Source organism: sulfur-oxidizing endosymbiont of Gigantopelta aegis (assembly GCF_016097415.1).
Classification (GTDB): Bacteria; Pseudomonadota; Gammaproteobacteria; order GRL18; family GRL18; genus GRL18.
On record NZ_JAEHGE010000001.1, the window covers coordinates 2,674,822 to 2,700,204 of the forward strand.

The 25,383-nt window shown below is 39.3% G+C and carries 32 protein-coding genes, 5 tRNA genes and 1 pseudogene; 28 read left to right on the forward strand and 10 right to left on the reverse strand.

What is annotated here, in order from left to right:
- Positions 1-10: 10 nt before the first annotated feature.
- The 4 genes and pseudogenes from JEU79_RS13430 to JEU79_RS13445 all read left to right on the forward strand — a co-directional run bounded on the left by JEU79_RS13430 (position 11) and on the right by JEU79_RS13445 (position 2,794).
- The gene (locus JEU79_RS13430; protein WP_198264515.1) at positions 11-433 is read left to right on the forward strand and encodes a DsrE family protein; all 423 of its coding nucleotides are present in this window, start codon (positions 11-13) and stop codon (positions 431-433) included.
- A gap of 31 nt (positions 434-464) precedes the next feature.
- Positions 465-1,412: pseudogene (locus tag JEU79_RS13435) on the forward strand (IS1595 family transposase).
- 41 nt (positions 1,413-1,453) lie between these two features.
- Positions 1,454-2,014 (forward strand): hypoxanthine-guanine phosphoribosyltransferase, encoded by a 561-nt coding sequence (locus JEU79_RS13440; RefSeq protein WP_198264516.1) that lies wholly within the window; start codon positions 1,454-1,456, stop codon positions 2,012-2,014.
- Positions 2,015-2,794, forward strand: coding sequence for an S-methyl-5'-thioinosine phosphorylase (locus JEU79_RS13445; RefSeq protein ID WP_198264517.1), 780 nt, complete (start codon positions 2,015-2,017; stop codon positions 2,792-2,794).
- A 151-nt stretch (positions 2,795-2,945) separates the two neighbouring features.
- Here the strand turns inward: JEU79_RS13445 and JEU79_RS13450 are convergent, their stop codons facing one another.
- On the reverse strand, positions 2,946-3,824 hold the full coding sequence (locus JEU79_RS13450; RefSeq protein WP_198264518.1) for a CsiV family protein: 879 nt from the start codon (positions 3,822-3,824) through the stop codon (positions 2,946-2,948).
- Positions 3,825-3,922: 98 nt separating this feature from the next.
- On the opposite strand from JEU79_RS13450, the gene def reads away from it, so the two are divergent.
- Positions 3,923-4,468 carry a peptide deformylase gene (gene def, locus JEU79_RS13455; protein WP_198264519.1) on the forward strand — a complete coding sequence of 182 codons (546 nt, stop codon included), beginning with the start codon at positions 3,923-3,925 and terminating at the stop codon, positions 4,466-4,468.
- A 9-nt stretch (positions 4,469-4,477) separates the two neighbouring features.
- Here def and mutH read toward each other — a convergent pair whose 3' ends face one another.
- From mutH to JEU79_RS13470, 3 genes are all read right to left on the reverse strand, one after another.
- The gene (mutH, locus tag JEU79_RS13460) at positions 4,478-5,152 is read right to left on the reverse strand and encodes a DNA mismatch repair endonuclease MutH (RefSeq protein WP_198264520.1); all 675 of its coding nucleotides are present in this window, start codon (positions 5,150-5,152) and stop codon (positions 4,478-4,480) included.
- A 79-nt stretch (positions 5,153-5,231) separates the two neighbouring features.
- Positions 5,232-5,411, reverse strand: a complete 180-nt coding sequence (locus JEU79_RS13465; RefSeq protein ID WP_198264521.1) for a hypothetical protein — start codon at positions 5,409-5,411, stop codon at positions 5,232-5,234.
- Positions 5,412-5,508: 97 nt separating this feature from the next.
- Positions 5,509-6,174, reverse strand: coding sequence for a Bax inhibitor-1/YccA family protein (locus JEU79_RS13470; RefSeq protein WP_198264522.1), 666 nt, complete (start codon positions 6,172-6,174; stop codon positions 5,509-5,511).
- A 244-nt stretch (positions 6,175-6,418) separates the two neighbouring features.
- On the opposite strand from JEU79_RS13470, the gene JEU79_RS13475 reads away from it, so the two are divergent.
- The 12 genes from JEU79_RS13475 to JEU79_RS13530 all read left to right on the forward strand — a co-directional run bounded on the left by JEU79_RS13475 (position 6,419) and on the right by JEU79_RS13530 (position 12,924).
- Positions 6,419-6,508, forward strand: a tRNA-Ser gene (locus JEU79_RS13475).
- A 428-nt stretch (positions 6,509-6,936) separates the two neighbouring features.
- Positions 6,937-7,266, forward strand: coding sequence for an IS66 family insertion sequence element accessory protein TnpA (gene tnpA, locus JEU79_RS13480; protein ID WP_198263342.1), 330 nt, complete (start codon positions 6,937-6,939; stop codon positions 7,264-7,266).
- A 166-nt stretch (positions 7,267-7,432) separates the two neighbouring features.
- Positions 7,433-7,528: an IS66 family insertion sequence element accessory protein TnpB gene (gene tnpB / locus JEU79_RS28645; RefSeq protein ID WP_425511173.1), complete on the forward strand. Its 96-nt coding sequence runs from the start codon at positions 7,433-7,435 to the stop codon at positions 7,526-7,528.
- Positions 7,528-7,626, forward strand: coding sequence for an IS66 family insertion sequence element accessory protein TnpB (locus tag JEU79_RS13490; protein ID WP_198262440.1), 99 nt, complete (start codon positions 7,528-7,530; stop codon positions 7,624-7,626). The genes tnpB and JEU79_RS13490 overlap by 1 nt, the downstream gene beginning before the upstream one ends.
- 105 nt (positions 7,627-7,731) lie before the next feature.
- Positions 7,732-9,222 carry an IS66 family transposase gene (gene tnpC, locus JEU79_RS13495; RefSeq protein WP_246540285.1) on the forward strand — a complete coding sequence of 497 codons (1,491 nt, stop codon included), beginning with the start codon at positions 7,732-7,734 and terminating at the stop codon, positions 9,220-9,222.
- A 9-nt stretch (positions 9,223-9,231) separates the two neighbouring features.
- Entirely contained in the window at positions 9,232-9,867 is a 636-nt protein-coding gene (gene uvrY / locus JEU79_RS13500) for a UvrY/SirA/GacA family response regulator transcription factor (RefSeq protein WP_198266009.1), read from the forward strand.
- Positions 9,868-9,888: 21 nt separating this feature from the next.
- Complete coding sequence (uvrC, locus tag JEU79_RS13505; protein ID WP_198264523.1) at positions 9,889-11,748, forward strand: excinuclease ABC subunit UvrC; 1,860 nt, start codon at positions 9,889-9,891, stop codon at positions 11,746-11,748.
- A 17-nt stretch (positions 11,749-11,765) separates the two neighbouring features.
- Positions 11,766-12,335, forward strand: a complete 570-nt coding sequence (gene pgsA / locus JEU79_RS13510; RefSeq protein WP_198264524.1) for a CDP-diacylglycerol--glycerol-3-phosphate 3-phosphatidyltransferase — start codon at positions 11,766-11,768, stop codon at positions 12,333-12,335.
- A gap of 89 nt (positions 12,336-12,424) precedes the next feature.
- Positions 12,425-12,500 (forward strand) — tRNA-Gly (locus tag JEU79_RS13515).
- 117 nt (positions 12,501-12,617) lie between these two features.
- Positions 12,618-12,691: transfer RNA gene (locus JEU79_RS13520), tRNA-Cys, on the forward strand.
- 57 nt (positions 12,692-12,748) lie between these two features.
- Positions 12,749-12,824: transfer RNA gene (locus JEU79_RS13525), tRNA-Gly, on the forward strand.
- A 13-nt stretch (positions 12,825-12,837) separates the two neighbouring features.
- Positions 12,838-12,924: transfer RNA gene (locus JEU79_RS13530), tRNA-Leu, on the forward strand.
- A 127-nt stretch (positions 12,925-13,051) separates the two neighbouring features.
- Here JEU79_RS13530 and JEU79_RS13535 read toward each other — a convergent pair.
- Positions 13,052-13,246 carry a hypothetical protein gene (locus tag JEU79_RS13535; RefSeq protein ID WP_198264525.1) on the reverse strand — a complete coding sequence of 65 codons (195 nt, stop codon included), beginning with the start codon at positions 13,244-13,246 and terminating at the stop codon, positions 13,052-13,054.
- Positions 13,247-13,666: 420 nt separating this feature from the next.
- Between JEU79_RS13535 and JEU79_RS13540 the strand changes: the two genes are divergently transcribed.
- The 8 genes from JEU79_RS13540 to JEU79_RS13570 all read left to right on the forward strand — a co-directional run bounded on the left by JEU79_RS13540 (position 13,667) and on the right by JEU79_RS13570 (position 17,626).
- Positions 13,667-13,936 (forward strand): type II toxin-antitoxin system TacA family antitoxin, encoded by a 270-nt coding sequence (locus JEU79_RS13540; protein ID WP_198264526.1) that lies wholly within the window; start codon positions 13,667-13,669, stop codon positions 13,934-13,936.
- Complete coding sequence (locus JEU79_RS13545) at positions 13,933-14,481, forward strand: GNAT family N-acetyltransferase (RefSeq protein WP_198264527.1); 549 nt, start codon at positions 13,933-13,935, stop codon at positions 14,479-14,481. Before JEU79_RS13540 ends, JEU79_RS13545 begins: the two co-directional genes overlap by 4 nt.
- A 502-nt stretch (positions 14,482-14,983) precedes the next feature.
- Positions 14,984-15,220: a helix-turn-helix domain-containing protein gene (locus tag JEU79_RS13550; RefSeq protein ID WP_198264528.1), complete on the forward strand. Its 237-nt coding sequence runs from the start codon at positions 14,984-14,986 to the stop codon at positions 15,218-15,220.
- 104 nt (positions 15,221-15,324) lie between these two features.
- Positions 15,325-15,657: a HipA N-terminal domain-containing protein gene (locus tag JEU79_RS26555; RefSeq protein WP_246540286.1), complete on the forward strand. Its 333-nt coding sequence runs from the start codon at positions 15,325-15,327 to the stop codon at positions 15,655-15,657.
- A gap of 15 nt (positions 15,658-15,672) precedes the next feature.
- Positions 15,673-16,137: a HipA domain-containing protein gene (locus JEU79_RS26560; RefSeq protein ID WP_246540294.1), complete on the forward strand. Its 465-nt coding sequence runs from the start codon at positions 15,673-15,675 to the stop codon at positions 16,135-16,137.
- A 288-nt stretch (positions 16,138-16,425) separates the two neighbouring features.
- Positions 16,426-16,803 carry a hypothetical protein gene (locus tag JEU79_RS13560; protein WP_198264529.1) on the forward strand — a complete coding sequence of 126 codons (378 nt, stop codon included), beginning with the start codon at positions 16,426-16,428 and terminating at the stop codon, positions 16,801-16,803.
- Between the two features lie 329 nt (positions 16,804-17,132).
- A complete protein-coding gene (locus JEU79_RS13565) occupies positions 17,133-17,366 on the forward strand; it encodes a hypothetical protein (RefSeq protein ID WP_198262780.1) in 234 nt (77 codons plus the stop codon).
- Positions 17,342-17,626, forward strand: coding sequence for an IS3 family transposase (locus JEU79_RS13570; protein WP_425511177.1), 285 nt, complete (start codon positions 17,342-17,344; stop codon positions 17,624-17,626). The genes JEU79_RS13565 and JEU79_RS13570 overlap by 25 nt, the downstream gene beginning before the upstream one ends.
- Positions 17,627-17,968: 342 nt before the next feature.
- Here JEU79_RS13570 and JEU79_RS13575 read toward each other — a convergent pair whose 3' ends face one another.
- A complete protein-coding gene (locus tag JEU79_RS13575; protein ID WP_198264530.1) occupies positions 17,969-19,174 on the reverse strand; it encodes an ATP-binding protein in 1,206 nt (401 codons plus the stop codon).
- 289 nt (positions 19,175-19,463) lie between these two features.
- Here JEU79_RS13575 and dinB point away from each other — a divergent pair, with 289 nt between their 5' ends.
- From dinB to eno, 3 genes are all read left to right on the forward strand, one after another.
- Positions 19,464-20,537 (forward strand): DNA polymerase IV, encoded by a 1,074-nt coding sequence (dinB, locus tag JEU79_RS13580; RefSeq protein ID WP_198264531.1) that lies wholly within the window; start codon positions 19,464-19,466, stop codon positions 20,535-20,537.
- Between the two features lie 51 nt (positions 20,538-20,588).
- Entirely contained in the window at positions 20,589-20,966 is a 378-nt protein-coding gene (locus tag JEU79_RS13585; RefSeq protein WP_198264532.1) for a DUF2956 domain-containing protein, read from the forward strand.
- A gap of 68 nt (positions 20,967-21,034) precedes the next feature.
- Positions 21,035-22,309, forward strand: coding sequence for a phosphopyruvate hydratase (gene eno, locus JEU79_RS13590; protein ID WP_198264533.1), 1,275 nt, complete (start codon positions 21,035-21,037; stop codon positions 22,307-22,309).
- 54 nt (positions 22,310-22,363) lie between these two features.
- On the opposite strand, the gene JEU79_RS13595 is transcribed toward eno, so the two are convergent.
- From JEU79_RS13595 to JEU79_RS13610, 4 genes are all read right to left on the reverse strand, one after another.
- Positions 22,364-23,806 (reverse strand): BatD family protein, encoded by a 1,443-nt coding sequence (locus JEU79_RS13595; protein WP_246540298.1) that lies wholly within the window; start codon positions 23,804-23,806, stop codon positions 22,364-22,366.
- 163 nt (positions 23,807-23,969) lie between these two features.
- Positions 23,970-24,233: a hypothetical protein gene (locus JEU79_RS13600; protein ID WP_198264534.1), complete on the reverse strand. Its 264-nt coding sequence runs from the start codon at positions 24,231-24,233 to the stop codon at positions 23,970-23,972.
- A gap of 20 nt (positions 24,234-24,253) precedes the next feature.
- A complete protein-coding gene (locus JEU79_RS13605) occupies positions 24,254-24,574 on the reverse strand; it encodes a transposase (protein WP_343075010.1) in 321 nt (106 codons plus the stop codon).
- 158 nt (positions 24,575-24,732) lie between these two features.
- Complete coding sequence (locus tag JEU79_RS13610) at positions 24,733-24,993, reverse strand: hypothetical protein (protein ID WP_198264536.1); 261 nt, start codon at positions 24,991-24,993, stop codon at positions 24,733-24,735.
- Between the last annotated feature and the right edge of the window lie 390 nt (positions 24,994-25,383).

Consider the following 25,383-nt stretch of genomic DNA (forward strand, 5'->3'; position numbering starts at 1 on the left):
TGGAGTAATAATGGCAGATAAGTTGCTCATTATCATGGTTAACACCGATCCCAATAACGGCACTGAATTAGGAGCGCCTTTTTTTCAGGCAACGGTGGCAGCTGCGATGGAATATGAAGTGGAAGTTATTTTAACGGGGCGTTCGGGTGAACTCGCTGTCCGTGGTGTGGCAGAAAAATTATTTATCAAACCGGATAGTAAACAAACGGTTTATGATTATATTCGTGAAGCCTATGAGGCTGGTGTTAAGTTTAAAGTGTGTACCCCCACGCTGGATCTTTGGGGTGATGATTTAATCCCCGAGGTCTCTGAAACCATTGGTGGCGCGTATGTTATTTCTGAAGCCATGGATGATAATACTGTTACTTTTACTTACTTGATTACCCACAAAGCTCCGCCATATTTCGATAATTATACTATAATTATACTATAATTAAAGTATAGATTATGTGTGGAGTAGAATGATGTCAAAAAATAAAATTCAGTTTCAAGAAGGTTATAGTTTATTTGAGCTTTTTAATGATTATGGCACTGACAAACAGTGCCGACAAGCCTTATTTAAATGGAAATTTCCTGATGGATTTGTTTGCCCAGAGTGTGGCAATAAGACTTATTGCACTCTAGAACATCGCCATCTTTATCAGTGCCACCATTGTCATCATCAGACATCAGCAACCTGTGGGACAATATTTGATAGTACCAAACTGCCTTTATCTAAGTGGTTTTTAGCGATTCATCTTATGACTCAATTGAAGACAGCGGTTTCAGCATTAGAATTAAAGAGACAGCTTAAGGTAAGCTACAATACAGCCTGGAGTATGAAACAAAAGATCATGCAGGTTATGAAAGAACGTGATGACAGTAAACCTTTATCAGGCATCATTCAAATTGATGATGCCTACTGGGGGTGGTGAGCACAGAGGCGGCTCCAGAGGTCGTGGTTCAGAAAATAAAACACCGTTCGTTGCAGCCGTTTCTACTAATGAAGATGGACACCCGATTGCAATGAATTTAAATGTGCTTAAAGGGTTTAAATCCAGTGAAATAAAACGATGGGCACAAACTCATTTAACACCTGGAAGTACTGTTTACTCAGATGGGTTAAATTGTTTTCCTGCGGTTAAAGAAGCTGACTGTAAGCATGTTCCAATCGTCACGGGTGGTGGTGCGGCAAGTGTTGATAAATTGAGTTTATCTGGGTTAACACTATGATAGGTAATATTAAAAACTCTATGAAGGGAAGCTATCATTCCATTAACTCAAAACATTTACCTCGGTATCTTGCTGAATTTTGTTATCGGTTTAATAGACGCTTTAACTTAAAAGACATGATGCCAAGGTTTTTATGCGTGGCGATGAAAACGCCACCTATGAATGGAAAGCTCCTAAAAATGGCGGAGCTTTATGGGTAATCAAGTTTACTTATTAATATAAAGCTGACTAAAGAAAAAATATGTCTGATTTAAAACAACTTTTTCACCATAGTGAACAGGTCAAAGCCGACGCTGATTGTTTATTTGAACAGTCAGAAGTAATGCGGGCCATTGTCAATATGGCTCGCTCAATTAAAGATGAATTAGCCGATAGTCATCCAATTGTTATAGGTATTATGAATGGTGCCATGATCCCGATGGGATTATTATTACCTGAGCTAGATTTCCCTTTGCAGGTTGATTATTTACATGCCACGCGCTATCGCGATAAAACTTCGGGGGGTGAAATGCAATGGCTGGCATCCCCTAAAATTCCCCTAAAAAATAGAACGGTGTTATTAGTTGATGACATCCATGATGAAGGGATTACGCTGGAGCACATAAAAAGCTATTGTCATGAACAAGGTGCGGCACAAGTTTATAGTGCAGTATTGGTGAATAAAAAACATGACAGAAAAAATAATACGGGGGCTGATTTCATTGCTTTAGAAGTTCCTGATCGCTATGTGTTTGGTTTTGGTATGGACTATAAAGGCATGTTAAGAAATGTCTCCGGTATTTATGCAGTTAAGGGTATGTAAATGAGTAAGACAAAAAAGCACTTTGGTATTATTGGTGGGACTGGACTGACGGCGCTGGAAAATCTGCAAATAGTACGTCGTGAAATTGCCAGAACTCCTTTTGGTGAGGCTTCATCGACTTTAAGTATTGGTCGTCTGATTGATGAACAACAGGCTGATAATGCAACATCTGAAGAAGTTGTTTTTTTAGCCCGACATGGTCATGCGCATAGTATTCCCCCTCACATGATCAATTATCGTGCTAATATCTGGGGGCTTAAAGAGGCGGGTGTCAATACGATTATTTCGGTTAATGCTGTGGGTGGCATTCGTGAAGACATGGTGCCGGGGAGCTTGGCATTGCCTGATCAAATTATTGATTATACTACTCATCGTGTGAATACTTTTTTTGAAACTAATTTAACATCGGTTACACATATTGATTTTTCTTACCCTTATGACGAAGCGCTCAGTCAGTTGGTTTTATCTACAGCTCAGGAAGAGGGGATTGATATTATAAAAGGTGGGACTTATGCTGCCACTGAAGGCCCTAGGCTTGAAACAGCAGCGGAAATACAACGTCTCAAACGTGATGGTTGCGATTTAGTGGGCATGACAGGTATGCCGGAGGCAGCTTTGGCTCGTGAGCTTGGGATTGATTATGTGTCTATCTGTGTGAATGCTAATTGGGCAGCAGGACTCAGTGATGAGTTGATTACTATGGATGTGATTGAAAAGAATATTACTGATGGGCTTAAACAGGTTCGTCGGCTTCTTGTGGCTCTTTTAAATAAGAGTTAAATCGAAGGCTGGGACTTGGATGCTTAATGAGTGATTAATCCGTCTCTGAATGCGGTGGCTTTATTTCGCTTAAGATTTCATCAATGCGCGAAATAAAGCCACCGCATTCAGAGACTCAGTTTTATTTATAGACTCGGATTTGAGGTTTATTCTACTGTTGTTGTTGTTGTTGTTGTTGTTGTGTTTCGCCGCCGCTGGTAAAGGGGGTGACGTAGACTAGCAGGCCAAAAACTGGGTTGTCGATATAATGTAATTCACGGCTGCGCATTTTTCGATTTTGCTTAAATAAATAGACTTGGTTGGTGCATGAGTTGTTGTCATTTATTGCATCTGTATTTTGCGTTTCGAGTTGCGATGTGCCATTTTCTAATTGCTTATCTAAAGCGGCATCACTGGCTTTTTCTATAGTCGGACTGGTTTGTTCAGATGAATATTCGCATCGAGAGGCTTTTAGGTCAACTTGCATGTGTAGGAAGCGTGAGACATATAATTTTATTTCACCGCTAGGGATTAAACTATCAGAAAATTGATTTGAGATGATTTTAATGGGTAGTGCCTGGTGCTTTGATAGTGAACGTTGTGTCCAGCCAAAATGTGCTAAAAGTTTAAAGTTAGGTGAATAACGCAAATGAGCAGCTGATTCGGCCAGTTTGTAGTTTTCTGCTGAAATGGCTGCGATGTCATTTCTAAGGGCTAAAAAACGTTTATTTTGTAGGTCATATTCGGCTAATGCCGGGCTGTCATCAGTGAGTGTTTGATTGTCAGTTATTGTTTGTGCTGTGCCAATGTTTTTATTCAATGAGCTTTCATTTGTATTGTCATTGAATGTCCCATCAAAAAGATCGGGGCGACTCCAGCGTTCATCGCGTTTGCCTTGTTCATTCAAATGTTGAAAAAGGATGACTTCAACGATGTAGTATTGTTTCTTTTCAGTTGCTACGTCCGTATTGGCTGTTTCTTCTGCTTGAAGCGAGGTGCTGGCGCAGAGTAATAGCAGTAAATAACGTCCATATTTTAACAGAATGTGCATAGTTTAATGATCTCGTTTATTAAGCGATATATTATGCTAAATAGCCTCGCGGAAAGCTATACTAAATTAGTGAATTTGAGAAATAGATGGATAAATAAATGAGTATCCTGGAAATTGTAACAATGGGTGATCCCCGATTGGCTTTAGTCGCATCTCCTGTGGTTGATTTTCAGGATGAGACTTTAGCCCTTAGTATAGCTGATATGGTTGATACGATGAGACATTATCAGGGAGTGGGCTTGGCTGCACCGCAAATCGGTTTGAGCAAACAAATACTGGTGCTTGAGGTGGATGTGAATGAACGCTACCCACAGGCCGAGAGTATTGCTTTGAATGTGCTGATTAATCCGACCATTATTGCAGCCTCAGATGAGCAGGAAAGTGCCTGGGAGGGTTGTTTGAGCTTGCCTGGTTTAAGAGGTAAGGTTGCTCGTGCTGCTCAAATTACTTATCGGGCACAGTCACCAACAGGAGATTTCTTAGAAAAAACGGTGACGGGCTTTCATGCACGGATTATTCAACATGAAATTGATCACTTAAAGGGGGTTTTATACCCACAACAACTGACTGATTTGCATGATTTTGGTTTTGAAGATAGCTTGCCGGGCTTTAACTTAGAAAACAGCTTAGAAAAACCAGTTTAATCAAATGTGCTAAGACTGAACAATTGCTTGTAAAATCCGATTGGTAAAGCTTGTTCTGAGGTAAAAGCCTCGAGGAAGTGTTTGTTTTCTCAGACCATTTTCACCGATGCCGGTAGTGACGACCGAACTATTGGCCGCTTTGGGGCGAATTTGTAATGATTCACCCATGTGGGCGGTAATACTTTCTACCTGTCCTAGGCTGATCAGTTCCATGAATTCTTCCCAGTCGCGTTGTAACTCATCCATTTGTTGTTCAGACGGCGACCAGATAAAGCCCTTGCCCACTCGACGTTCAGCAATAGCAATAGCCGGATCGGCCTCTATCGGTAGCCAGAGAACTCTGGATAGCTTGTGAAAGACACAGGAGTCCTCCCAACTTAAACCAATATTATTGAGCAAGGGAGTTACGCAAACATAGGTGGTTTCTTTGGCTTTGTGCTGTGCTGTGAGCGGGATGGTTTTTAATTCAATGCCTAGATTTTGAAAGTCAGGCTCGGATAAATTTCCGGCTGATGCACCTAAATGGACTTCAATGAGTTGACCTATCCAACCCTTATCGCGTTTGAGATTGTCCGGTACTGTCCAGTGGATATTCAGTGCTAATTGAGCCAATGTTTGCCCCGCAAGCGCTTTTACTCGTGCTTCCAGCTCGGCTTCGGATGTGGGTTTGCTGAATTTTTTCATATCAAATGCTAACTTTTCATATCAAATGCTAACAACGGAAACAGGGAATGCGAATTGTAAAACAAAGGGAGAAAAGGGCTTAGACAGATTTAATCAGTAAAAAAACAAAACCGGCAACAAGCGCAAGAGGTATTAAGACAGACACCAAATCATTGCTGGATGCTTTAGGACTGTTTTTAATCATGTCTTTAGCACGGGGAACAATGTAAACAAGCATCATTACAATCAGTAATGCGGAAAAAATTTTCATCCAATCCATAAAACGTTGTCTCTGATAAAATTGAGGGGAATGTATTTTACCATTCCCTTTCTATGCTGTTGAGGATAGAAAGGGAAGGTAAAATGCAGGGACAGACTTAGTCGTCTGACATGACACCTAATAACATCAACAAATTAACAAAGATGTTATACAGACTTAAATATAAGCCCACTGTTGCCATGATGTAGTTTTTCTCACCACCATTGATGATACGGCTGGTGTCATACAAGATGAAACCACTCATGATTAGGATGATCGCTGCTGACAATGCTAAAGACAGTGCAGGGATTTCCATGAAGATATTGGCCAGCGCTGTAATTAATACCAGAACCATACCAACGACTAACATGCCGCCCATGAAGCTAAAGTCTTTACGTGTGGTGAGTGCATATCCAGATAATGCTAGGAATATCACACCAGTACCGCCTAAAGCGGTCATAATTAATTGACTGCCATTGGCCATTTGTAAGTAGTTGTTGAGCATTGGACCCAGGCCAAGACCCAGTAAACCAGTGATGCCGAAGACCACTGCGATACCTGCTGCGCTATTGGCTGTACGAGGTAATACAAACCAAATTAAACCTAGTGCACCAAATGTTGCCACCAGAGGCATAAAGCCACCGATATTTATTTGCATTGAAATGAAAGCAGTTAAGGCACTAAAAAGTAAAGTGACAGAAAGTAACGCATAAGTATTTTTAAGTACTTTATTGGTTTCTAGAACAGCTGATTGCGGTTGTGCAAACTCTACTGGACGATTCATTATTGATTAGCCTCCTGGCTTTTCTTTTTTAGTAAAAAACGCTAGTAATACGTGGATACACAAATCTGTACTTTAAACTGTAAAGACTGTATTTAATGTGCAGTCTGTATACGAACGTAGTAATTAAGCAATTATGACTTAAACATGCTATCTATGACAATACAAATCAAGGAAAATTCATTTTTTTTACATTTAGGCTAGTATTACTTGAAAAGGTTGTTTATAATCGCCTCACTTTTTCGACGGTGGGCTGGCAGAGTGGCTGAATGCACTGGTCTTGAAAACCAGCAACGGTTTATCCCGTTCGGGGGTTCGACTCCCTCGCCCATCGCCATTATTTTAAAAAGCTGTTATTTTAAAAATAATAAACAATAATGAGCCAAGAAAAAGCTATTATTTTCATCCTATGAAAATAGAATCTATTTCAAAACTATTTCATCGTTCCTTTTAGTAATACCACATAAAAATTAAAATATAATGTTAGTGAATACTTATGCAGGTCTTTTGCTGTAGCATCTTACCTCTAAACAAGTTAAACTTTCACTATAACGGAGATGGGGTTTATTGCTGTGTTTTTTCTTCATTTAGGCAATACTGAGTACATCCACCCATACATAGCTTAGGATAAAGTAACAGGCAACATTAATAATAAAGCCTGGAGGATTTCAGTGATAAAAGGTAAGCGCTTAACCATCTAGCGTTATTCAAAAAATATCTCCCCTGCCTCATAATCAATCCATCGATTAATTATGAGACATATCAATGAAACCAGAAACCCAAGCCAACTCAAAACAATTTTGGCAAGACCACGTTAATCAATGGAATGAAAACAGTATCAGCCAGGCATCCTATTGTCAGGAACATGGGCTATCCATCAAACGTTTTGGCTATTACAAGCGTAAGTTGCTGGGTGCAACAACGCAAACCAGTGCGATGACAAAGGGGAATGGTTTTATTCAACTATCCTCCCCGAAACACTATTCAGCCCGCACCTCAGCATTAATTGTAGAATTACCCAATCAGCTACGCATTGAAGGAGTGACTGCCGATAATGTACAGCTGGTAAAACAATTAGCAGGACTGTTCCAATGAAGTCAGCCATACGTCCATCACTCAGCCTGCCACAGGTGTATCTCTATCTGAAGCCTGTTGATTTTCGTAAAAGTTTTATTGGCCTCAGTGCCATTGTTGAATGTGAATTAGGTCATAATCCTTTGCAGGCCATCTGTATGCCTTTACCAATCGTCAGCGTAATAAAATTAAATGCCTCTTCTGGGATAATACCGGTTTTGTACTCTATTACAAAAGTCTCTCAGAAGAAAAGTTCAATGGCCAAAGGGTGAAGATGACCTGATGAATATCACCGGACAACAAATCAACTGGCTATTAGACGGCTATGATATCAGTGTCATGAAACCGCATAAGAAATTGCATTATGAGTCTGTATTTTAAGTACTTTTTAGTCTATTTTTGTTATAATAAAGCCATGCAAAACAAGGCTGAATCCACAAAAACGACTCTATATTTTCCGCTTTTTCACACGCGGACAAGAATGAATTGTTGAGTGTCATTGAACAGAAAAACCACCGTATAAAAATACTGGAAGAAGCCCTTCGTCTGGCTCGTAGTAAACGCTTTGCACCCAGCAGTGAAAAAAGTGATGGTCAGGAACGCTTATTTGATGAAGCTGAGCAGGCGGCTGACGATGAGGGGCTCCCTGAACCTAAAACCACTTCGCCTAAGAAGAAAGAAAAAACAGGCAGGAAGCCTTTCTCAAAGACTATTCCAAGAGTCCCTGTCTTCATCGATCTGACAGATGAAGAAAAAGCCGGTGCCATTGAGGTTTTTTACACTAAAGTCAGAGAAGAGCTGGATATCATTCCAGCTAAAGTCCAAATACTGGAATACTTCCAGGAAAAAGCCGTCTTTGCAGGCACCAATGACACAGACAGTCGTTCAATGAAAGCTGCGGTCATGCCAAAACATCCATTACCTAAATCAATGGGCAGTATTCACCTGATGGCACACATCATTATCTCAAAATATGCCGATGGTTTGCCTCTGTATCGAATGGAAGGCATATTATCACGCTATGGCGGCGATATAACCCGAGCCACCATGGCCAATTGGGCTATTAAACTGGCTCATCAGTTCCAGCCGCTCATCAACCTCATGCGAGAACATCAACTGTCGGGTGACATCATCCAAATGGATGAAACGGTGCTCAAAGTATTAAAAGAGCCGGGACTCAGTGCTCATTCGAACAAATACATGTGGGTCAGTCGTGGCGGGCCACCTGGACAACCCAGTGTGCTGTTTGAATACGATCCTTCTCGTAAGAAGGAAGTACCACTGCGCCTGCTTGATGGCTTTAGCGGCTATCTGCAAACCGATGGCTATGCCGGTTACAATGCCGTGTGTGCACAAAATAATGCCACATCGGTCGGCTGCTGGGATCACACTCGCCGTAAATTCAAAGATTCTCAGACGGCACAACCAAAGAAAAAGAGCAATCAAAAGCCTACAAAAGCCGATGTGGCACTGGCCCATATCAATAAGCTGTATTTAATTGAGCGTGAGATAAAAGAAGCCAGTGTTAATGAAAAATTTAAGGTTCGTCAGAAACAGAGCCTGCCGCTTCTTGAGAAAATAAGAACATGGGTCGATAACACCCTGGGCAAAGTGCCGAACGACAGCTTGACAGGAAAAGCACTCACCTATATTGATAATCAATGGCCTAAGCTGACTGTTTATTGTGAAGATGGTCGGTTGAATATCAGTAATGTGCTGGCAGAAAATGCTATCCGTCCATTCTGCGTGGGTAGAAAGGCCTGGTTATTTTCAGATACGCCAAAGGGTGCACATGCCAGTGCAGTTCATTATAGTTTTATTGAAACCGCTAAGGCCAATGATATTGAGCCATATGCGTATATGGTCTATGTATTAACCCAATTACCTTATGCGGATACGGTTGAAAAGCTGGAAGCATTGCTTCCCTGGAATTTTAAAAAATCAGAATTGGAAAAGGTAAAGAACGCTGTTCGTTAAGCGCTTACGATAAAAGTGTTACTGGTCGATGACCATGAACTCGTCAGAACAGGGATAAGACGCTTAATCGACGATATCAATGGTCTTGAAGTCGTTGGAGAAGTCGAAACAGGTGAGGCTGCCATTGAGTTCACTAAAAATGAACACGTCGATGTCGTGTTGATGGATCTCAATATGCCCGGTATTGGTGGCATGGAGGCAACCCGTCGTCTCATTGCAAAAGATCGACACCTAAAAATCATTGTCGTCACCGTCCATGACAGCGAACCATTCCCACAACAATTATTCAAAGCCGGTGCCATGGGCTACTTGACCAAGGGCTGCAATATTGAAGAAATTGTCCATGCGATTAAAGAAGTATTTTATGGTCGTCGTTATGTGAGTGTTGATATTGCTCAAAAAATGGCAATGAACGTACAACCTGAAGACGAAAATCCCTTTGACAAGCTGTCACAGCGTGAAATGCAAGTCATGATGATGAGTATGCAGGGCATGAAAGGACAAAAAATTTCTGAACAATTGAATTTAAGTCCTAAAACCATCAGTACTTACCGCTATCGTTTATTTGATAAACTTAATGTCTCCAATGATGTTGAATTAACCCGTTTAGCGATGCAATACGGTCTGATTGATGATACGGTTTAATTCCGTTCCTTAAGCCTTTAAATGTGCGATAAACCCAAACAAGCCTTTCCCCAACTACAATTCGAGCTGGCTGAGTTTTTAGCCGATCTCACCACAAGACCTGGCGTCTATCGCATGATAGATCGCAATGACATAGTGATTTATGTCGGTAAGGCAAAAAATCTAAAAAATCGAGTCAGTAGCTATTTCAGGCAAGCAGGCCAATCACCCAAAACAACCGTTATGGTGGGGCAGATTGCTAACATTGAAATCGTTATCACCCATACTGAAAGTGAAGCCTTACTACTCGAAAACAACCTGATCAAAACCCTTAAACCACGCTACAATATCTTGTTACGTGATGATAAGTCCTATCCTTATATCTTTTTGTCCGATCAGGATGACTTCCCACGCTTGGCCTTTCATCGAGGGGCACGCAATAAAAAAGGCCGTTACTTTGGCCCATATCCCAATGGACATTCGGTGAAGAGCAGTTTAAACCTCTTGCAAAAATTGTTTCCTGTGCGTCAATGTGAAGACAGTTTCTATAAAAATCGTTCCAGAGCTTGTTTGCAATACCAAATCAAACGCTGTAAAGCCCCCTGTGTGGACTTGGTTTCACAGCAGGACTATGCCGAAGACGTACGTCACACCGTATTGTTTTTAGAAGGCAAAAGCAATCAGGTAATTGATGAGTTAGTCAATGGCATGGAGCAAGCAGCACAAAACTTAGAATATGAAAAAGCCGCTGTGCATCGTGACCAAATTGGCGGCCTAAGACGCTTGCAAGAAAAACAATACGTCAGCAATGAAAAAGGTGACTTAGATATTATTGCCATTGAATATCAGCAAGGGGTTGCTTGTATCCAATTATTTTTTGTCCGTGATGGTTTAAATTTGGGAAATAAGAGCTTTTTTCCCAAAAATGCCCAGCATCAAAGTATTTCTGAGCTGTTGTCAGCATTCATTGCCCAATTTTACATCAGCACCACTCAATCTGACCGCTTTATTCCCGACACTATACTGGTGAGCCATGCGTTTGATGACCGCGCTATTATTGAAGGCATACTGCATGAACAATCGGGACACAAAGTTGAAATTAGAGACAAAGTGAGAAGCGAGCGGGCTAGATGGCTACAAATGGCTCAAATCAATGCACAAACAGCATTAATGAGTCGCTTATCCAATCGTGCTAGTGTCTTAAAGCGTTTTGAAGATTTGCAAGATGCACTGAAAATGGACTCATTGCCAGAACGCTTGGAATGCTTTGATATCAGCCACAGTTCCGGCGAAGCCACGGTCGCATCCTGCGTTGTTTTTGATCAGTCAGGGCCACTAAAAAGTGATTATCGACGCTTTAATATAGACAATATTACCCCAGGCGATGACTATGCTGCCATGCATCAAGCTTTAACGCGCCGTTATCGACATCGAGATGAAAAATCGACAGCTAAATTACCGGATTTATTGGTCATTGATGGCGGTAAAGGGCAGGTGAAACAGGCACGGGAAGTGATGCAGTTGCTAGAAATCACCTCGGTAAAAATTATTGGCATCACCAAAGGAGAAGGGCGCAAGGCAGAACTTGATACATTACTCTTGTCTGAGACAAATGAGAAAGTTATACTCCCTGCTAATTCAAAAGCGATGCACCTGATCCAGCATATTCGGGACGAAGCACATCGTTTTGCCATTACCGGACATAAAAACCGACGTGCGAAAACCAGAAAAACCTCTCAATTAGAACAAATTAGCGGTTTAGGGCCAAAACGCAGGCAACAATTATTGAAACAATTTGGTGGCTTACAAGCTGTCACTCGTGCCGGCATAGAAGACTTAGCTAAAATAAATGGTATTAGCAAAGCACTGGCGCAAAAAATATATGACCATTTTCATCAATAAAGAGCATTAAAATTCTTATGCAATACACCATTCCCAATATATTGACCTCATTTCGAATTATACTGGTTCCCGTATTCGTTGTATGCTTTTACCTACCCTTTGAATGGGCACATCAGGCGGCGGCCTGGGTTTTCATGATTGCCGCCATTACTGACTGGTTTGATGGTTACTTGGCCAGAAAACTCGATCAAACGTCAGCCTTTGGTGCTTTTTTAGACCCCGTTGCCGATAAAGTCATGGTGGCCGTGGCATTGATTTTGTTGGTCGATCAAAACCCTACCGATTATCCACCCATCTTTATGACCATGGCTGCGGTGATTATTATCGGTCGTGAAATTACCATTTCTGCACTTCGCGAGTGGATGGCAGAAGTCGGTTCCAGAAACAGTGTTGCCGTGTCTATTATTGGCAAAATCAAAACCACTGCTCAAATGACCGCTCTTATTTGGCTGATCTATGAAGAGCCCATGTTCGGTATTCCTTTAGCAGATGTGGGCTTTGTATTGCTATATATTTCAGTCTTTTTAACACTCTGGTCAATGGTAGACTACATTTCAGCAGCCTTGCCAACACTGAAAGAACGATAATTTTCAAGCCCAGATAAATAAATCTTTTTATTTAAAAAAACCGTTGACATAGCTCACATAAACGTTAAAATACACGCCATCAAAACAAAGCGGGAATAGCTCAGTTGGTAGAGCACGACCTTGCCAAGGTCGGGGTCGCGAGTTCGAATCTCGTTTCCCGCTCCAATTTGATTTTTAACTAAAACTTTTTTTACCAATAAAAGTTTCAAGTTTTAACCAAGAAAAACACTCCACTTATATATGTTAAAATTCACATTTATATTGTGTAGTATTTGTTTATGTGGCTGAATGGCAGAATGGCTATGCAGCGGATTGCAAATCCGTGGACCTCGGTTCGACTCCGGGTTCAGCCTCCATACAAAAACAAACTTTCTTGACTAATTATTTTTAAAATTTTTTTTAAAAATATTGTTGCGGGAATAGCTCAGTTGGTAGAGCACGACCTTGCCAAGGTCGGGGTCGCGAGTTCGAATCTCGTTTCCCGCTCCAAACACATCTGTTTGCCCAGGTGGCGAAATTGGTAGACGCAAGGGACTTAAAATCCCTCGGTGGCAACACCGTGCCGGTTCGATTCCGGCCCTGGGCACCATTCTTTTTGTTTTACATTCAATAGATTATCAATCCAATACCAAATCGCCTGAGACGTGTGACATTTTCAGAGCCATAACCCGTGCGAATGGTTGACCGATCTTCATCATATATCCAATCGATAATCCTTAAGATTCAGTGCATAAGGCGGTCGCAGTAGGTTCAACTGATTTTTTTAGGATAATATAATGGTATGCTTCAAGCGACCAATGACCTCTGACTTTATACAATATTTTTTTAGCAGAAATCTCTTCAACCTTTCTGCTGGTGATACCATAAGCAATTTCAATGGATGCCTTTCCTGTTTTTGTCCACGGTTTCACGTTCAATTTTATAAACCTGAGCAACATGAGGGAATGTGACATAATCATTAAGCTCAGTCGTTACCCATATTCTGCTGATCTCAACTCGCCCATGCGCACTAGTGACTTTATCTTCATGATCGGCAGGTTGCTGTTTATCTGTAAAATAACAATCAATATCTTCAAATTAAAGATAAAAATAGTAGAAAAAAAGGAAGTATAAAATAGCCCAATTCATTATCAGCCTGGGAATTTTATCAAACTCACTGAAGACATGAGTTGAATAAATAACTCCCATATAAAATTAATTTGCTTGCTAAGTATTAAAATTAATCAACAAAACAATTGTACGGATGAGTTCCGTACAATTGATTTGTTGATTGGTTTGAGGTAAAATATCATTAAATTACTGGATTTAACGACTTTAAACTGGAGCAAAAAATGTCAATAACACGGTTTGATATGAGATTGGATGATGCTATTAAGTTAAAAGCAGAAAAAGCTGCTGCATTGCTTGGTTTAAAAAGCCTTACAGAATATGTTTCTAAGTTAATGGATGAAGATGCTTCAAGAGTTATTAGTCAACATGAAACGATAACCCTTGAAAATGATGTGTTTGATCGGTTTGTAAAAGCTTGTGATAGTGCTGGTAGCCCGAACCAGGCATTGAAAGATGCTTTGGAATTGACCAAAAAATCTGGCATTAAATGACATCTACATCTTGGTCAGAAAAATTTATTGAGTTGGACAAAACCAAACATGACAGGGTTTCGTTTGATTGTGGTGAATTGGAATTAAATCATTTTATCAAAACTCAGGCATTGAAGCATATGAAGGCTGGAGTCAGTAGGACGATGATATTACCTTCTGCTTCTCTATTACCTAACGGTAAATATTCAATATGTTCATTTTATACCATTGCCCCCAGTTCAATTAACCGAAACACACTGCCTGAAAGTATTGCAAAAAAGCTACCTCATTATCCGATTCCAGTATTTCTTTTTGCCCAGTTAGCTGTTCATAAAAATGAGCAAAGTAATGGGCTAGGTAAAATAACTTTGATTAAAGCCTTAGAATATTTGTATGAGGTTAATTCATATATGCGTGCTTTTGCTATTATTGTTGACTGTCTAAACCCTAATGCTGAGAAATTTTATTTAAAATTTGGTTTTGAAGAATTATATCCAAATCAAGGCAGAACTCGCCTATTTCTTCCAATGAAAAAAGTGGCTGAATTATTTTCGTCTGAAGGGTGATACTTTTTACTGTTTTAGAGGTTCTTCTCCGCTTTGATGAGTGTAAATTCACATTCAAAACCCTGTTAAGCATTGATACATAAAAACTTTTCTTATCAAGAAGGCTTTTTATAGTTTTACCTATACACATAACCTTGCTTATGTTGCTCAGCCAAATAAAGATGAGCTCTATAGGCTGAAATGGATAAGTTGTTCACTCATCAAAGCGGAGAAGAGCCCTTACTTTTATAATATATCTAATAAAATCAGTTAGATATATTAGAAGGCCAGATGGAAATAATCCGACTACGCCCACTTGCACAAGCAGAAATTGTGGAAAACAGCCTAACTTTCTGAGTCAATTACTTGCAGCAGATTTTGGTTCTGCAACCAATCAAATGGGTGGCAGGTAGAATTAATACATCTGTATTATATTTTATATTCACGCATGTACCATAATTCTAGACAAAATATATCTGTATAGTATTATGTACCATAATAATGGTATAAAAGGTGGTTTATGATGTTTCTTCCTGAACTGGGACAAAATATCCGTCTCGCTCGAAAAAAACAGTTTCCACGGGATAATATGAAAGATTTTTCATTGCGTGTTGGTATTAGTCGTGCCACTTATCAAAAGATGGAAAAAGGTGATTTATCAGTCAGTTTAAAATATTATTATAAAACTGCTAAATTACTGGGAGTGGAAAATGACTTCAGTCAGTTATTCCTGTTAAAGGCAAGTTTATTTGATGACTAAAGCAAACAAACAACGATATGATCTTTATCTAAATACCTTAGAAACTGGACTAATAAAGGCTGCTGAGACTGTTTTTATTAGAGTCATCGGGACAGTTGACGAATATGGGGTTTCGCTACACAGAAGCGTATCGAGAACACTCACATGCATTTGCTTTAGATCCTGTGCAACTGCCACTGATTTCTAATGAAATAGAATTTCACTGTGCAGGTGGTATGCCTGGCATACTGGATGATTATTTACCTGATGCATGGGGACGTAAAGTTTTGGCTATGCTGTCTTTTTATAGGGAGCAACGCAAATTGGATAGGCATAGCGCCATTGATGTGTTATCCCAGTTGAGTAATAGTCGTATTGGTGCTCTTCAATGGACAAAGCCGGGTGAAGAGCCAGATTATGGTATGGGTTGTGATATACAGTTTATTGAACGTGCATAATTAGCTGCTCAGTCAGTGGATACCCCTGAATCACTATCAGACCATCTTGATGAAGTCAGTTTACTCTATTTAGCGAATGCGGGAACAGGGGTAGGGGGAGCAAGGCCTAAGGCTTTAGTTTATGAGAGCGGAACGCCTTATTTGGCTAAATTTAATCGCGCAATTAATAACACCGATGATCATGAAAGAAACTTCAGCTTAATTCATGATGGTGAGGGATATTGTATGGCACCTGCCTATGATATTGTGCCTTCATTGGTAATAGGTGCTTATCCGGTTGCAGGGTATCAATACAGCCCAACAGCACCCAAACCAAGTGAAGTTACAAAAAAAGGCAAAATCTTTGGCTTACCAAAAACAATTGTTAAACAAATTGCAGATGAAGTGATAAATTCTGTTGAGCAATGGCAGAATTGGGCGCAGCAATATAACGTATCAGATGAAGATATTAGTAGCGTATATAAAGTGTTACAAGTTTGATAAAATGTTAATAACAAAGGGCATTATCAGGGGTGGATTAGCTGTACTCCATAATAGAAAAATTCTGTATGTAGTTTACTATAATAGAAATCAAATTATGACAACATCACTAAATAATCCTGGATTTATGGTATTTAAGGTTAAAACTAACGATAGATAATTTTTTTTCAAAACCTGTTTATCTGCCTTCCTGAATTCAATTACTTTGTACGACCGGACAAGTTAATTGTCGCTTAATACTTTATCTAAATACCCGAGAAATTATCAATGGTATAAAGGAGACCTACAATGTCTTTAAAGCATTTAAAACAAAGCTCATGGACTATTGAACAGGCCAATCAACAAATTAATCAAGATTATGATGAGCAATATTGGCAATTTTTGGTCAGGCTAATTGATATCAAAGAAGTGATATGGAATGTTAAAAATAATACCATTGATTTTGCTGAATACATTCCACTCAAAATACTGATTAATGAAATACTTGAACGAATTTCAACAGATGAGTTTATGGTGGAAAAATGTCATGTCTGCCAGCATTTTTTCAATAGCGATAAAGAAGATGGCATTTTTGGTGATGCTGAAAAGTTAGCACATTTTATTTGTAAAAAATGTGCTAATTCATTAACTGCCTGGGAATTTTATCAAAATCATCTGAAGACATGATTTGAAAAATTAAATTTAAACAAAGATAGAACTCGTTTATTTATCCCAATGAAAAAGTAGCTAAATTGTTATCATTAGAAAAGTAGGTACTCTTTTTACTTTTTTATAAAATAGCCGCATAATTAGATGGGACTCTAGAACCATCTACAATCTCTACTATATGATTTGTTACTAGGTGACTGATATTTTTTATGTCATTGATTGAAATGTCCTAATTTCCCCAGAGAATATAAAGAATCAGGTAAAACGTCTGAAAAAAGAATTGGCAAAAGTGATTCAGGAGCGTGATTTATTAAAAAGGCCACAGCGTACTTTGCAAGGGAAACTTTGTGAAGTACGCATGGATAACTGATCAGGCTAAAGATTACCCGGTAACGATTCTGTGCCGTTTTATGGATGTTTCCCGTAGTTGCTATTATGATTGGGTTAGCTCTCCTAAAACGGATAGAGAGAAAGAAAATGAAGCGCTTACTGAGCAGCTAAAAAACTGTTTGAAGACAGTCGCAAGACTTATGGAACCCGTCGTCTTAAAAGAAAACTGGCTGAAAAAGGCGTTCATATAAGCCGCCGGAGAATTGGTCGATTAATGAAAAAAGCCGGTTTGTTTTGTAAAACGAAGAGACGCTTTAAAGCGACGACTAATTCCAAGCATAATAAGCGTATATCTCCAAATTTACTGGAAAGAGAGTTTACTGTCTCTCAACCTGATCGCTACTATGTGGGTGATATTACCTATATCAGTATCGTTGATATGCGGTTTAAGCGCACGCCATGGAATACCGGACGTATTTGCCCAATGCTGAAAATTTTTCTCCGTCACTGAAAACCATTTTGCGTTAGCCTTTCTCGGTGCGTTCGTGTTAAATCACCCGATCGTATGGCCACTAAGCCCCGCTCTTGTAGCTGATGTAGAACCTCAAGGGATTCTGCTAATTTTTCAGATGGGCTAACCGTATGCTATCGTCCTATTCTTCGCTTATCGAGCTGTGCGATAATTCGTTTATTGTGCTGTGACTTAATTGAGAGACTTATCAAAAGGAAAAATCTGCCCAGTTGGACTTGACCAGAACATTCACTAGCAACTCATTTTTGTTTTTTATGATCTCTCACCCGATGCCAGAAAATAACACTGCCAATATTGTTCCAAGAGTTCTTCATCGGCAACTCAATATAAAAAGCCAAACAACCAAAGTGGGATTTTATTGCTAAAGCCTATCTCAATATCATCTGCTACAATGAATGCATTTGGCATATCTTTTATTTGTGCATAGCCTTTGTTTTTTCCACCGATTTCAACCGTATATTTCTCATTGATTAAAAAATCACCTTTTTGAATATAGTGTAGAGTATGATTGACCGCTAACATTGAGGCAAAAAAAGTTTCTCTTTTTGTGCCTGCATTACTATTAATGCATAGGGCATTAAAAAGATTGCTATTGGCAAGATAGAGTTTGTCGGGTTTTCTAATGGCTGCAAATCGTTTCCCTTCATGGGTGATGTGCCTGATAAGTTCAGCATCATTTAAGTAACTTATATATTTATATAATGTTGATTTGGTGATGCCAACCCGGGAGGCCAGTTTTTCAATGGATAATTCCAGTGGTTTGGAAACACAAACGGTTAAGAGTAATTTTTTTAGCACATCAATTTTATCTGGTTGGATTGAAAATATTTTACTTAAGTCGGTATGTAAAATAGTATTGATTGTTTCAATAATTCTATCAGTATATTTATTAGGATCCTCAAAATAGAAGGGGTAACTGCCGACATTCATGAACTCATCAAAATATTTCAAAGGCTTTTTATTGGGTAGTGACTGAATAATCGCACTGGCTAACTCTTCATGATGCGCCCAGATTTCATTGAGTGGATAGGAATGGAGTTTGATATTGAGGCTAAGCTCTAGGTATTCCCTTAAGGATAAAGGATACAAATGATACATTGAATAACGTCTGGCAAAATCAGGGCTTGTGAGGTGTAATGCTGAGGAGCCGGTAAAAATAATTTTGATGTCTAAAAAATCATAAATGGATTTTAATTCTTGCTCAAAATTGTTGGCTTCATGTATTTCATCAATCGCAATGATTTCACCGCCTCTTTTACTGAATTCATCAACAAAGTCAAATAATGAGAGGTCAGTAAAACTGGCGTGATCGCAAGAAATATAGAGTTTACTCTGTTGAGGTACATCAGATGCCTGGAGTAATTGCATGAGCAAAGTGGTTTTGCCAATGCCTCTACTACCATATATAGCGGTTATTTTGGCTGGAGAATTAGCTAAATCCTCAAATAAATAGCGTTTATAAGCCGGGAGTTTTTGCTTAAGTTTAAGCTGATAGAGTCTTTTTAAATTTTCTAATGGGTTTATCATAGACTGAATCTCTATTTAGTTTAATGTATTATACTAAAATAGCTTAATTAGGTCTATTAAGTTTTGCTTGTTTATAACGATTATTCTATTTTTTATTGATTTAAGTTGGATTATGAAGGCGTTTAAACGGTTATCTTATATTTAGCTTATTAGGTCAATCCTATTTTAGGTTATGGTGCTACCTTGAGAAAGACGCTTTTTAATATCATGATTTATCGTTTCAGATCTTGCCATTAATGTATAATGAATCAAATCCAGTATAGCGCTTTATTCAGAGAGTAATATTAGAGTGAAAAAGATCATTCATATTGATATGGACGCATTTTTTGCTTCGGTAGAACAAAGAGATAAGCCCTCGCTACGCGGTAAGCCTGTGGTGGTCGGTGGTCAGCCTGATAGTCGGGGTGTGGTGGCTGCTGCGAGTTATGAGGCACGTCAGTATGGTATTCACTCTGCTATGTCATGTTCTCAGGCCTATCGAAAATGTCACCAGACGGTTTTTATTAAGCCTCGCTTTGATGCATACAAAGCTGTATCAGCCCAGATTAGACGTATTTTTTTAGATTATACCGATACCATAGAGCCATTATCTTTAGATGAAGCTTACCTGGATGTGACGGATAATAAAAAACAACAAGCATCAGCCACAATCATCGCAGAGCAAATTAGACGTGATATTTACCAGCAGACAGGTCTGACCGCCTCTGCCGGTGTGTCTTACAATAAGTTTCTGGCCAAAACGGCTTCTGATATTAATAAGCCTAACGGTATTAAAGTTATTTTGCCTGAAGAGGGTGAGGCCTTTGTTGCTAAACTGCCTATTGGTCAATTTTATGGGGTTGGTAAAGTCACCGAAAAGAAGATGCAGCAGTTAGGTATCCAGACAGGAAAAGACTTAAAAGAGAAATCATTAGAGTTTCTTAAACAGCATTTTAAAAGTTCAGCGAATTATTTCTACAATGTTTCCAGAGGCATTGATGAACGACCGGTAAAAGGGCATAGAAGTCCTAGAAAGTCGCTGAGTAATGAAACGACTTTTGCCCATGATATTGATGACATAAAAGAATTGAAAAGCTATTTGCGACAATTAGCCGAAGAAGTTGCAGACGATTTACAACAGCAGAACTTAATGGGTAAAACGATAACGCTCAAAGTGAAGTACGATAATTTTGAGCAGGTGACTCGTAGTCAGACTTTTCCGCAGGCGCTTAATGATGAGAAACAAATATACCGTATTTGCAAAAATCTGTTGAGGAATACGGATGCGGGTCTAAGAAAAGTGCGTTTGTTGGGAGTGGGTCTTTCATCCTTTAACCATCAGGCATCAGAACAAGTGCAACAGATGGAATTTCAATTTGTTTGATATAGGCATTGAGAAAAAATGAGATAGTGAATGCTATCAAGGAATATTGTAATGGCGAAAAACAAACCAGTGCTGCCAGCATCACCCGAAACAATCGATACGGCAATGAAAATTGCCAAAGCTAATCAGAAGCTAAATCAGACCAAAGAGCAAACTAAATTAATTGCTCTGGGGATCCAGAAAGGGATTGCTGAGTATAAAAAACAGCAAAAGGGCAAAGTGCGTGAACTGAACAGGTTAAAAAAGAAAATTACTCATCAGCATAGCGCTTTACACGGTTCTTTACACGGCTCTTTACACAGCCCTGAGACAGAATCATTGGCTGATGATACGATTCAAGGTAAAACCCAATGGTTGCCTTGGACTTTATTAATATTGAGTTGGCTATTAATGGCGCTATTTATATTTTCTGGAAACAGACTGAACTAAGCAGGTATTGAGTACTCTATTAACTATACGGATTAAATTCTTAAGGCTTTCACATTAAAGGATAAGTAATGAAACAGGCAAAGATCAGCTCTATTCAAGCCATGGAAATATTAGACTCACGGGGAAACCCAACCGTTAGGGTTTTTATTGAGCTGGATGATGGGACGACATCTGTGGCTTCGGTACCTTCCGGGGCCAGTACTGGAGAAAATGAAGCCATTGAGTTGAGGGATCAAGATACCAGTCGCTATGCTGGTAAAGGGGTGCTAAAAGCAGTTGCTAATGTCAATGAAAAACTGTCACCGGCTTTATTCGGTATGACCGTTACGGAGCAATCCTTAATTGATCAGACTATGATCGATCTGGATGGTACAGATAATAAATCAAATTTGGGTGCTAATGCTATTTTGGGCATTTCAATGGCAGTAGCCAGAGCTGCAGCCAAGTCTGTTCGACTGCCTTTGTATCAATATCTTGGCGGAGCCGGTGCAAAAAGATTGACCATTCCCTGTATGAATATTATTAATGGTGGTGAACACTCTGATAATAATGTTGATATTCAGGAGTTTATGGCTGTTCCTATTGGAGCGCCCACCTTTAGGGAAGGTCTGCGCTATGTGGCAGAAACATTTCATGTTCTGAAAAAAATATTAAAGAAGCGTGGTCTGGCTACCAGTGTGGGTGATGAGGGTGGTTTTGCACCGGATGTGGCCAGTAATGAAGATGCTTTAGAAACTATCATTCAAGCGATAGAACAGGCAGGCTATAAACCCGGTGAAGATATTGCCATTGCATTAGACAGTGCGGCAAATTCTTTTGCGGTGGACATGAAGGGAGCTTATGATCTGAAATGGTCCGGTGCGGGAAAAATGCAAAGCAGTGATTTAATTTCACTGGCTAAAGACTGGGTGAAAAAATACCCGATTGTACTTTGGGAAGATCCTCTGGCTGAAGGTGACTGGGCTGGTTTCAAACAGTTTACCCAGGAACTGGGCGATAAAATTGAAGTAGTAGGTGATGATATCTTTGTCACCAATACTCAATATATACAGCGTGGTATTGAGCAGGGAATCGCTAACTCAGCACTGATAAAACTGAATCAAATTGGCACGGTGTCGGAATCTATTGAAGCGGTAAGAATGTGTCGTGATGCTGGTTGGCGTTATTTTATTTCACATCGTTCCGGTGAAACAGAAGATACTTTTCTGGCCGACTTTGCCGTTGCAATGGATGGTGGTCACTTGAAATCTGGTTCAGCCAGTCGTAGTGAGCGTATTGCTAAATACAATCGATTGTTGGAAATTGAAAGGGAATTGGGTGTTTCGGCACAGTATTACTGGTAAAAATAACGCATTAGTCCTTTTTCTAATGCGTTATCAGCAGGCTTTAAGTATGACTTAAGCTGGATATAGGGGAGGTAAATTATGCTTATCAAAATGCTTATTTTGCCTTGTCCTGAGTTGTAGTCCCTTCTGTAATAATTTTGCCAATTCTCGATCTTGCCATGTTTTTTTATTCTCTTGTGGCTGATATAAGAACTGATGTAATTGACGAATATTAGTACTACCCTGGATAATAGAGTCTGCCACATCCAGTAATGAAACAGGTGTTAGTTCCGGCCATTTGACTTTGCTCCACTGTAAAATGAATTGTGCTGCCTGTTTTGCATTACCTGATTCACAGGCAGAAACTGCCTGTTTTAGAAAGCTTTCTGCACGCTGGCGTGTTTCTACTTGCTGTAATTTTTGATTTTTTATAATATTATTATTCTGTGTGCCTGTAACAAATGAAGTGGATTTTTTTCTTAAAATAACCCAGCTTAGAAGTAACAGTATTATCACTAGCAAGACTATGGCAAAACCTCTGGATTGAATTGTACTAGTTAATAATTTACTAACGTTTGATGTGTCACTTAAGTTGTTATTCGCTTTAAAGTGATTGCCTGTATTTATGCTCGAAGAGCTGTTGTTTGAGTCAGGCGTATTGATATGATTACTATCGTTGATAGCAGCACCCTGAGTTACATTGAGTGTCATCGGATAAATTTCTGCTGTCTGTAGGGTATTGCTTTGGGTATTCCACCAAACCTGTTTTATGGAAGGGAAATTCAGTACCCCGGATTTTTCAGGGATGATAGTAAAGCTTTGTTTGCTCACACCGGTGACTGTTTCTCCATCAGTCAGATTTTCTGATTCAATGGGGTCTGCATAAAGACGATAAAGACCTGGTTTGTCCTCAATTTTAAGCGTTGGAATATTAGCACTGGTCAGCCCCTCAGCTTTCAGGGTGATTGTCATAGTCGCGGGTTCTCCGGTTTTTAAAGTTGGCGGATTACTTTCCCATGAACTATTCAGGGTGACATTTCTTGCTGGCAACCATGAGTTGCCCTGCGCCGCTATAGGAATATTTTGTACATAAAACTTAAGACCATCACTGCGTAGGGTCAATGGTTTACCCGAACGACCAAAAAGCATACTGCTGCCTCTGAGCATTCGCTGAATTTGCCCATTACCACCAAAAGCATTTTTAAAAAATGGCTCATTGAACAGATCATTAGTAAAAGGACTATTGCGTGTTGTTTGTTCAGTATCAGGCATGGTTGCCTGCAATATAACGGGTGGTATGACTAAATCACCGGCCTGTTCTGGAAATACAACATAATGCTGTTCAATCACGTTATATTTTCTGCCATTATGTTTAACACGATATTGACGGTTATCGCCCAGTTTTTCAGTAATGGCATTTTCAGGTGAAGGTTTGCTGATGCTGACATCACTTAAAGGTATAGCGGTAAATAATCTGACAGTAATAGGGACTTCCTGTTGTACCATTAACTCCATTTTGTCGGCCTTAAGTGACGTTTCAATTTCTAGCCATACCGCTTCGCCCCGACTATTATGACTTGCCTCAGGAATATCTCTAACAGTTAGTTGTAGAGGCTGTGTTGTACTATTACCTCATAGGCTGGACCTTAAGGAATTATGAATTTTTAACATCATAAATTTACGCTCCATATAGAGGGTTTAGCCCCAGTTTTGATCGCCCAGATTTTTTATCTCGCTTTATACTATCACGCCGAGTATTGTTTTTTAAAAATAGAATCGCTTTTTCAAGAGCCATTCTGATTTTATCGGGGTCATGTATTATTGAATTCATAATATCACCCATAAAGTAACAAGCAGATTTAGCCACTTTGTGTGTTGAAATGGCAACGCCTGTCGCCTTTTGAGCAACATGGGCAATAAACCTTTTAAAATGGCCGCACATAAGGAAGCCCAAATCAGCCCTCAACAATGGCTTTTTTCAGTGACAAATGTCCTCAGATTGGCAAATGATTTCCATTCTTTAAACATCAACTCAATTTGCCAGCGAAGTCGGTACGCTTCAATAATATGTTCTGGTGAAAATGTATCTCGTGGCAAATTTGTCGTTAAATATTGAAAGTAATTGGCCACGGGGTTCCAACTAACAATCATTCGGCAATTAATTATTTTATCTTTTTCTTCCCATTGAATATCCATATCAATTACATCAGTTTTAGATAATTTTTCTTTTATGTCTTTGAGCTTTTTATTTGAAAATTTCTTAAGCTGTTTATCATCGATCAGTACTTTTTAACATTAGGTTTATTGCTGAAGTCGCTTTAATGATGCAATAAACACTGCTTTGTTGTAATACACGATACATGTAATCCTTTTTAAAATAGCCTCTGTCTCCCATAATTAAAGTGTCTTCTAATTGCTCAGGCTTTGGTAAATATTGGGCTTCAGCATTTGTGTCGGGAGTTAATTAATATAATCGTCTCAGGTGTTTCTGAATATAAATCCAATGCAACATGCAACTCAACTGCCGCTGGGTTATAGTGGCTGAAACGACCAGGAAGCTTGTCTTTTAATTTGGGATTAACAGCAAAAGAAGAACCATCCTGTAATAGGATTTTCTTAAATATTTCAAATGGACTACCTTTGTTAAATGCCAGTGATTGATAGGCAAACTCATTGAGTAAATGTTCTAACATATGACGCATAAAAACAGGGAATTGCTTTTTCGTAGTTGGTTATGAAATGGCTTATAAGCAATATTGATCCCAAACAGATTATTAAATCCTCGATGAAGATCTGCTATTGTTTTTATCTCATGTTGTGAAAGAACCGTTATAAAAGCCATGCCCAATCGGTAAGGTGTTATTTGCCTACAGCGTGATGCCAGTTTTAAGGATTTCCCCAAATCATTTAATGTCTTTTCTGAAAAAACTTTTTGCATTTATTTCCAAGTTGTTTAATATAGCGCAGCGATGGCCACCCCGGGAATTTCATGAGCCAGCGACGTGCCTGACGGCGCTACTAAAAAATCATAAGTACAGCAATGATTTGCTCGAAAAATGGCCAATTGCTTGTAAAATCGGCCATTTTCTCCT

Excerpts from the sequence above, each read along its gene's own strand:
- JEU79_RS13440 (WP_198264516.1), top strand. The coding sequence starts at position 1,454 with ATGTCTGATTTAAAACAACTTTTTCACCATAGTGAACAGGTCAAAGCC.
- uvrC (WP_198264523.1), top strand. The coding sequence starts at position 9,889 with ATGTGCGATAAACCCAAACAAGCCTTTCCCCAACTACAATTCGAGCTG.
- mutH (WP_198264520.1), bottom strand. The coding sequence starts at position 5,152 with ATGAAAAAATTCAGCAAACCCACATCCGAAGCCGAGCTGGAAGCACGA.
- JEU79_RS13540 (WP_198264526.1), top strand. The coding sequence starts at position 13,667 with ATGTCAATAACACGGTTTGATATGAGATTGGATGATGCTATTAAGTTA.
- JEU79_RS13600 (WP_198264534.1), bottom strand. The coding sequence starts at position 24,233 with ATGTGCGGCCATTTTAAAAGGTTTATTGCCCATGTTGCTCAAAAGGCG.
- JEU79_RS13575 (WP_198264530.1), bottom strand. The coding sequence starts at position 19,174 with ATGATAAACCCATTAGAAAATTTAAAAAGACTCTATCAGCTTAAACTT.
- eno (WP_198264533.1), top strand. The coding sequence starts at position 21,035 with ATGAAACAGGCAAAGATCAGCTCTATTCAAGCCATGGAAATATTAGAC.
- JEU79_RS13545 (WP_198264527.1), top strand. The coding sequence starts at position 13,933 with ATGACATCTACATCTTGGTCAGAAAAATTTATTGAGTTGGACAAAACC.
- JEU79_RS13595 (WP_246540298.1), bottom strand. The coding sequence starts at position 23,806 with ATGGAGTTAATGGTACAACAGGAAGTCCCTATTACTGTCAGATTATTT.
- JEU79_RS26555 (WP_246540286.1), top strand. The coding sequence starts at position 15,325 with ATGGGGTTTCGCTACACAGAAGCGTATCGAGAACACTCACATGCATTT.
- JEU79_RS13470 (WP_198264522.1), bottom strand. The coding sequence starts at position 6,174 with ATGAATCGTCCAGTAGAGTTTGCACAACCGCAATCAGCTGTTCTAGAA.
- tnpA (WP_198263342.1), top strand. The coding sequence starts at position 6,937 with ATGAAACCAGAAACCCAAGCCAACTCAAAACAATTTTGGCAAGACCAC.
- JEU79_RS13550 (WP_198264528.1), top strand. The coding sequence starts at position 14,984 with ATGTTTCTTCCTGAACTGGGACAAAATATCCGTCTCGCTCGAAAAAAA.
- def (WP_198264519.1), top strand. The coding sequence starts at position 3,923 with ATGAGTATCCTGGAAATTGTAACAATGGGTGATCCCCGATTGGCTTTA.
- JEU79_RS13560 (WP_198264529.1), top strand. The coding sequence starts at position 16,426 with ATGTCTTTAAAGCATTTAAAACAAAGCTCATGGACTATTGAACAGGCC.
- JEU79_RS13585 (WP_198264532.1), top strand. The coding sequence starts at position 20,589 with ATGGCGAAAAACAAACCAGTGCTGCCAGCATCACCCGAAACAATCGAT.
- JEU79_RS13490 (WP_198262440.1), top strand. The coding sequence starts at position 7,528 with ATGAATATCACCGGACAACAAATCAACTGGCTATTAGACGGCTATGAT.
- pgsA (WP_198264524.1), top strand. The coding sequence starts at position 11,766 with ATGCAATACACCATTCCCAATATATTGACCTCATTTCGAATTATACTG.
- JEU79_RS13465 (WP_198264521.1), bottom strand. The coding sequence starts at position 5,411 with ATGGATTGGATGAAAATTTTTTCCGCATTACTGATTGTAATGATGCTT.
- JEU79_RS13450 (WP_198264518.1), bottom strand. The coding sequence starts at position 3,824 with ATGCACATTCTGTTAAAATATGGACGTTATTTACTGCTATTACTCTGC.
- JEU79_RS13610 (WP_198264536.1), bottom strand. The coding sequence starts at position 24,993 with ATGCGTCATATGTTAGAACATTTACTCAATGAGTTTGCCTATCAATCA.
- JEU79_RS13445 (WP_198264517.1), top strand. The coding sequence starts at position 2,015 with ATGAGTAAGACAAAAAAGCACTTTGGTATTATTGGTGGGACTGGACTG.
- JEU79_RS13430 (WP_198264515.1), top strand. The coding sequence starts at position 11 with ATGGCAGATAAGTTGCTCATTATCATGGTTAACACCGATCCCAATAAC.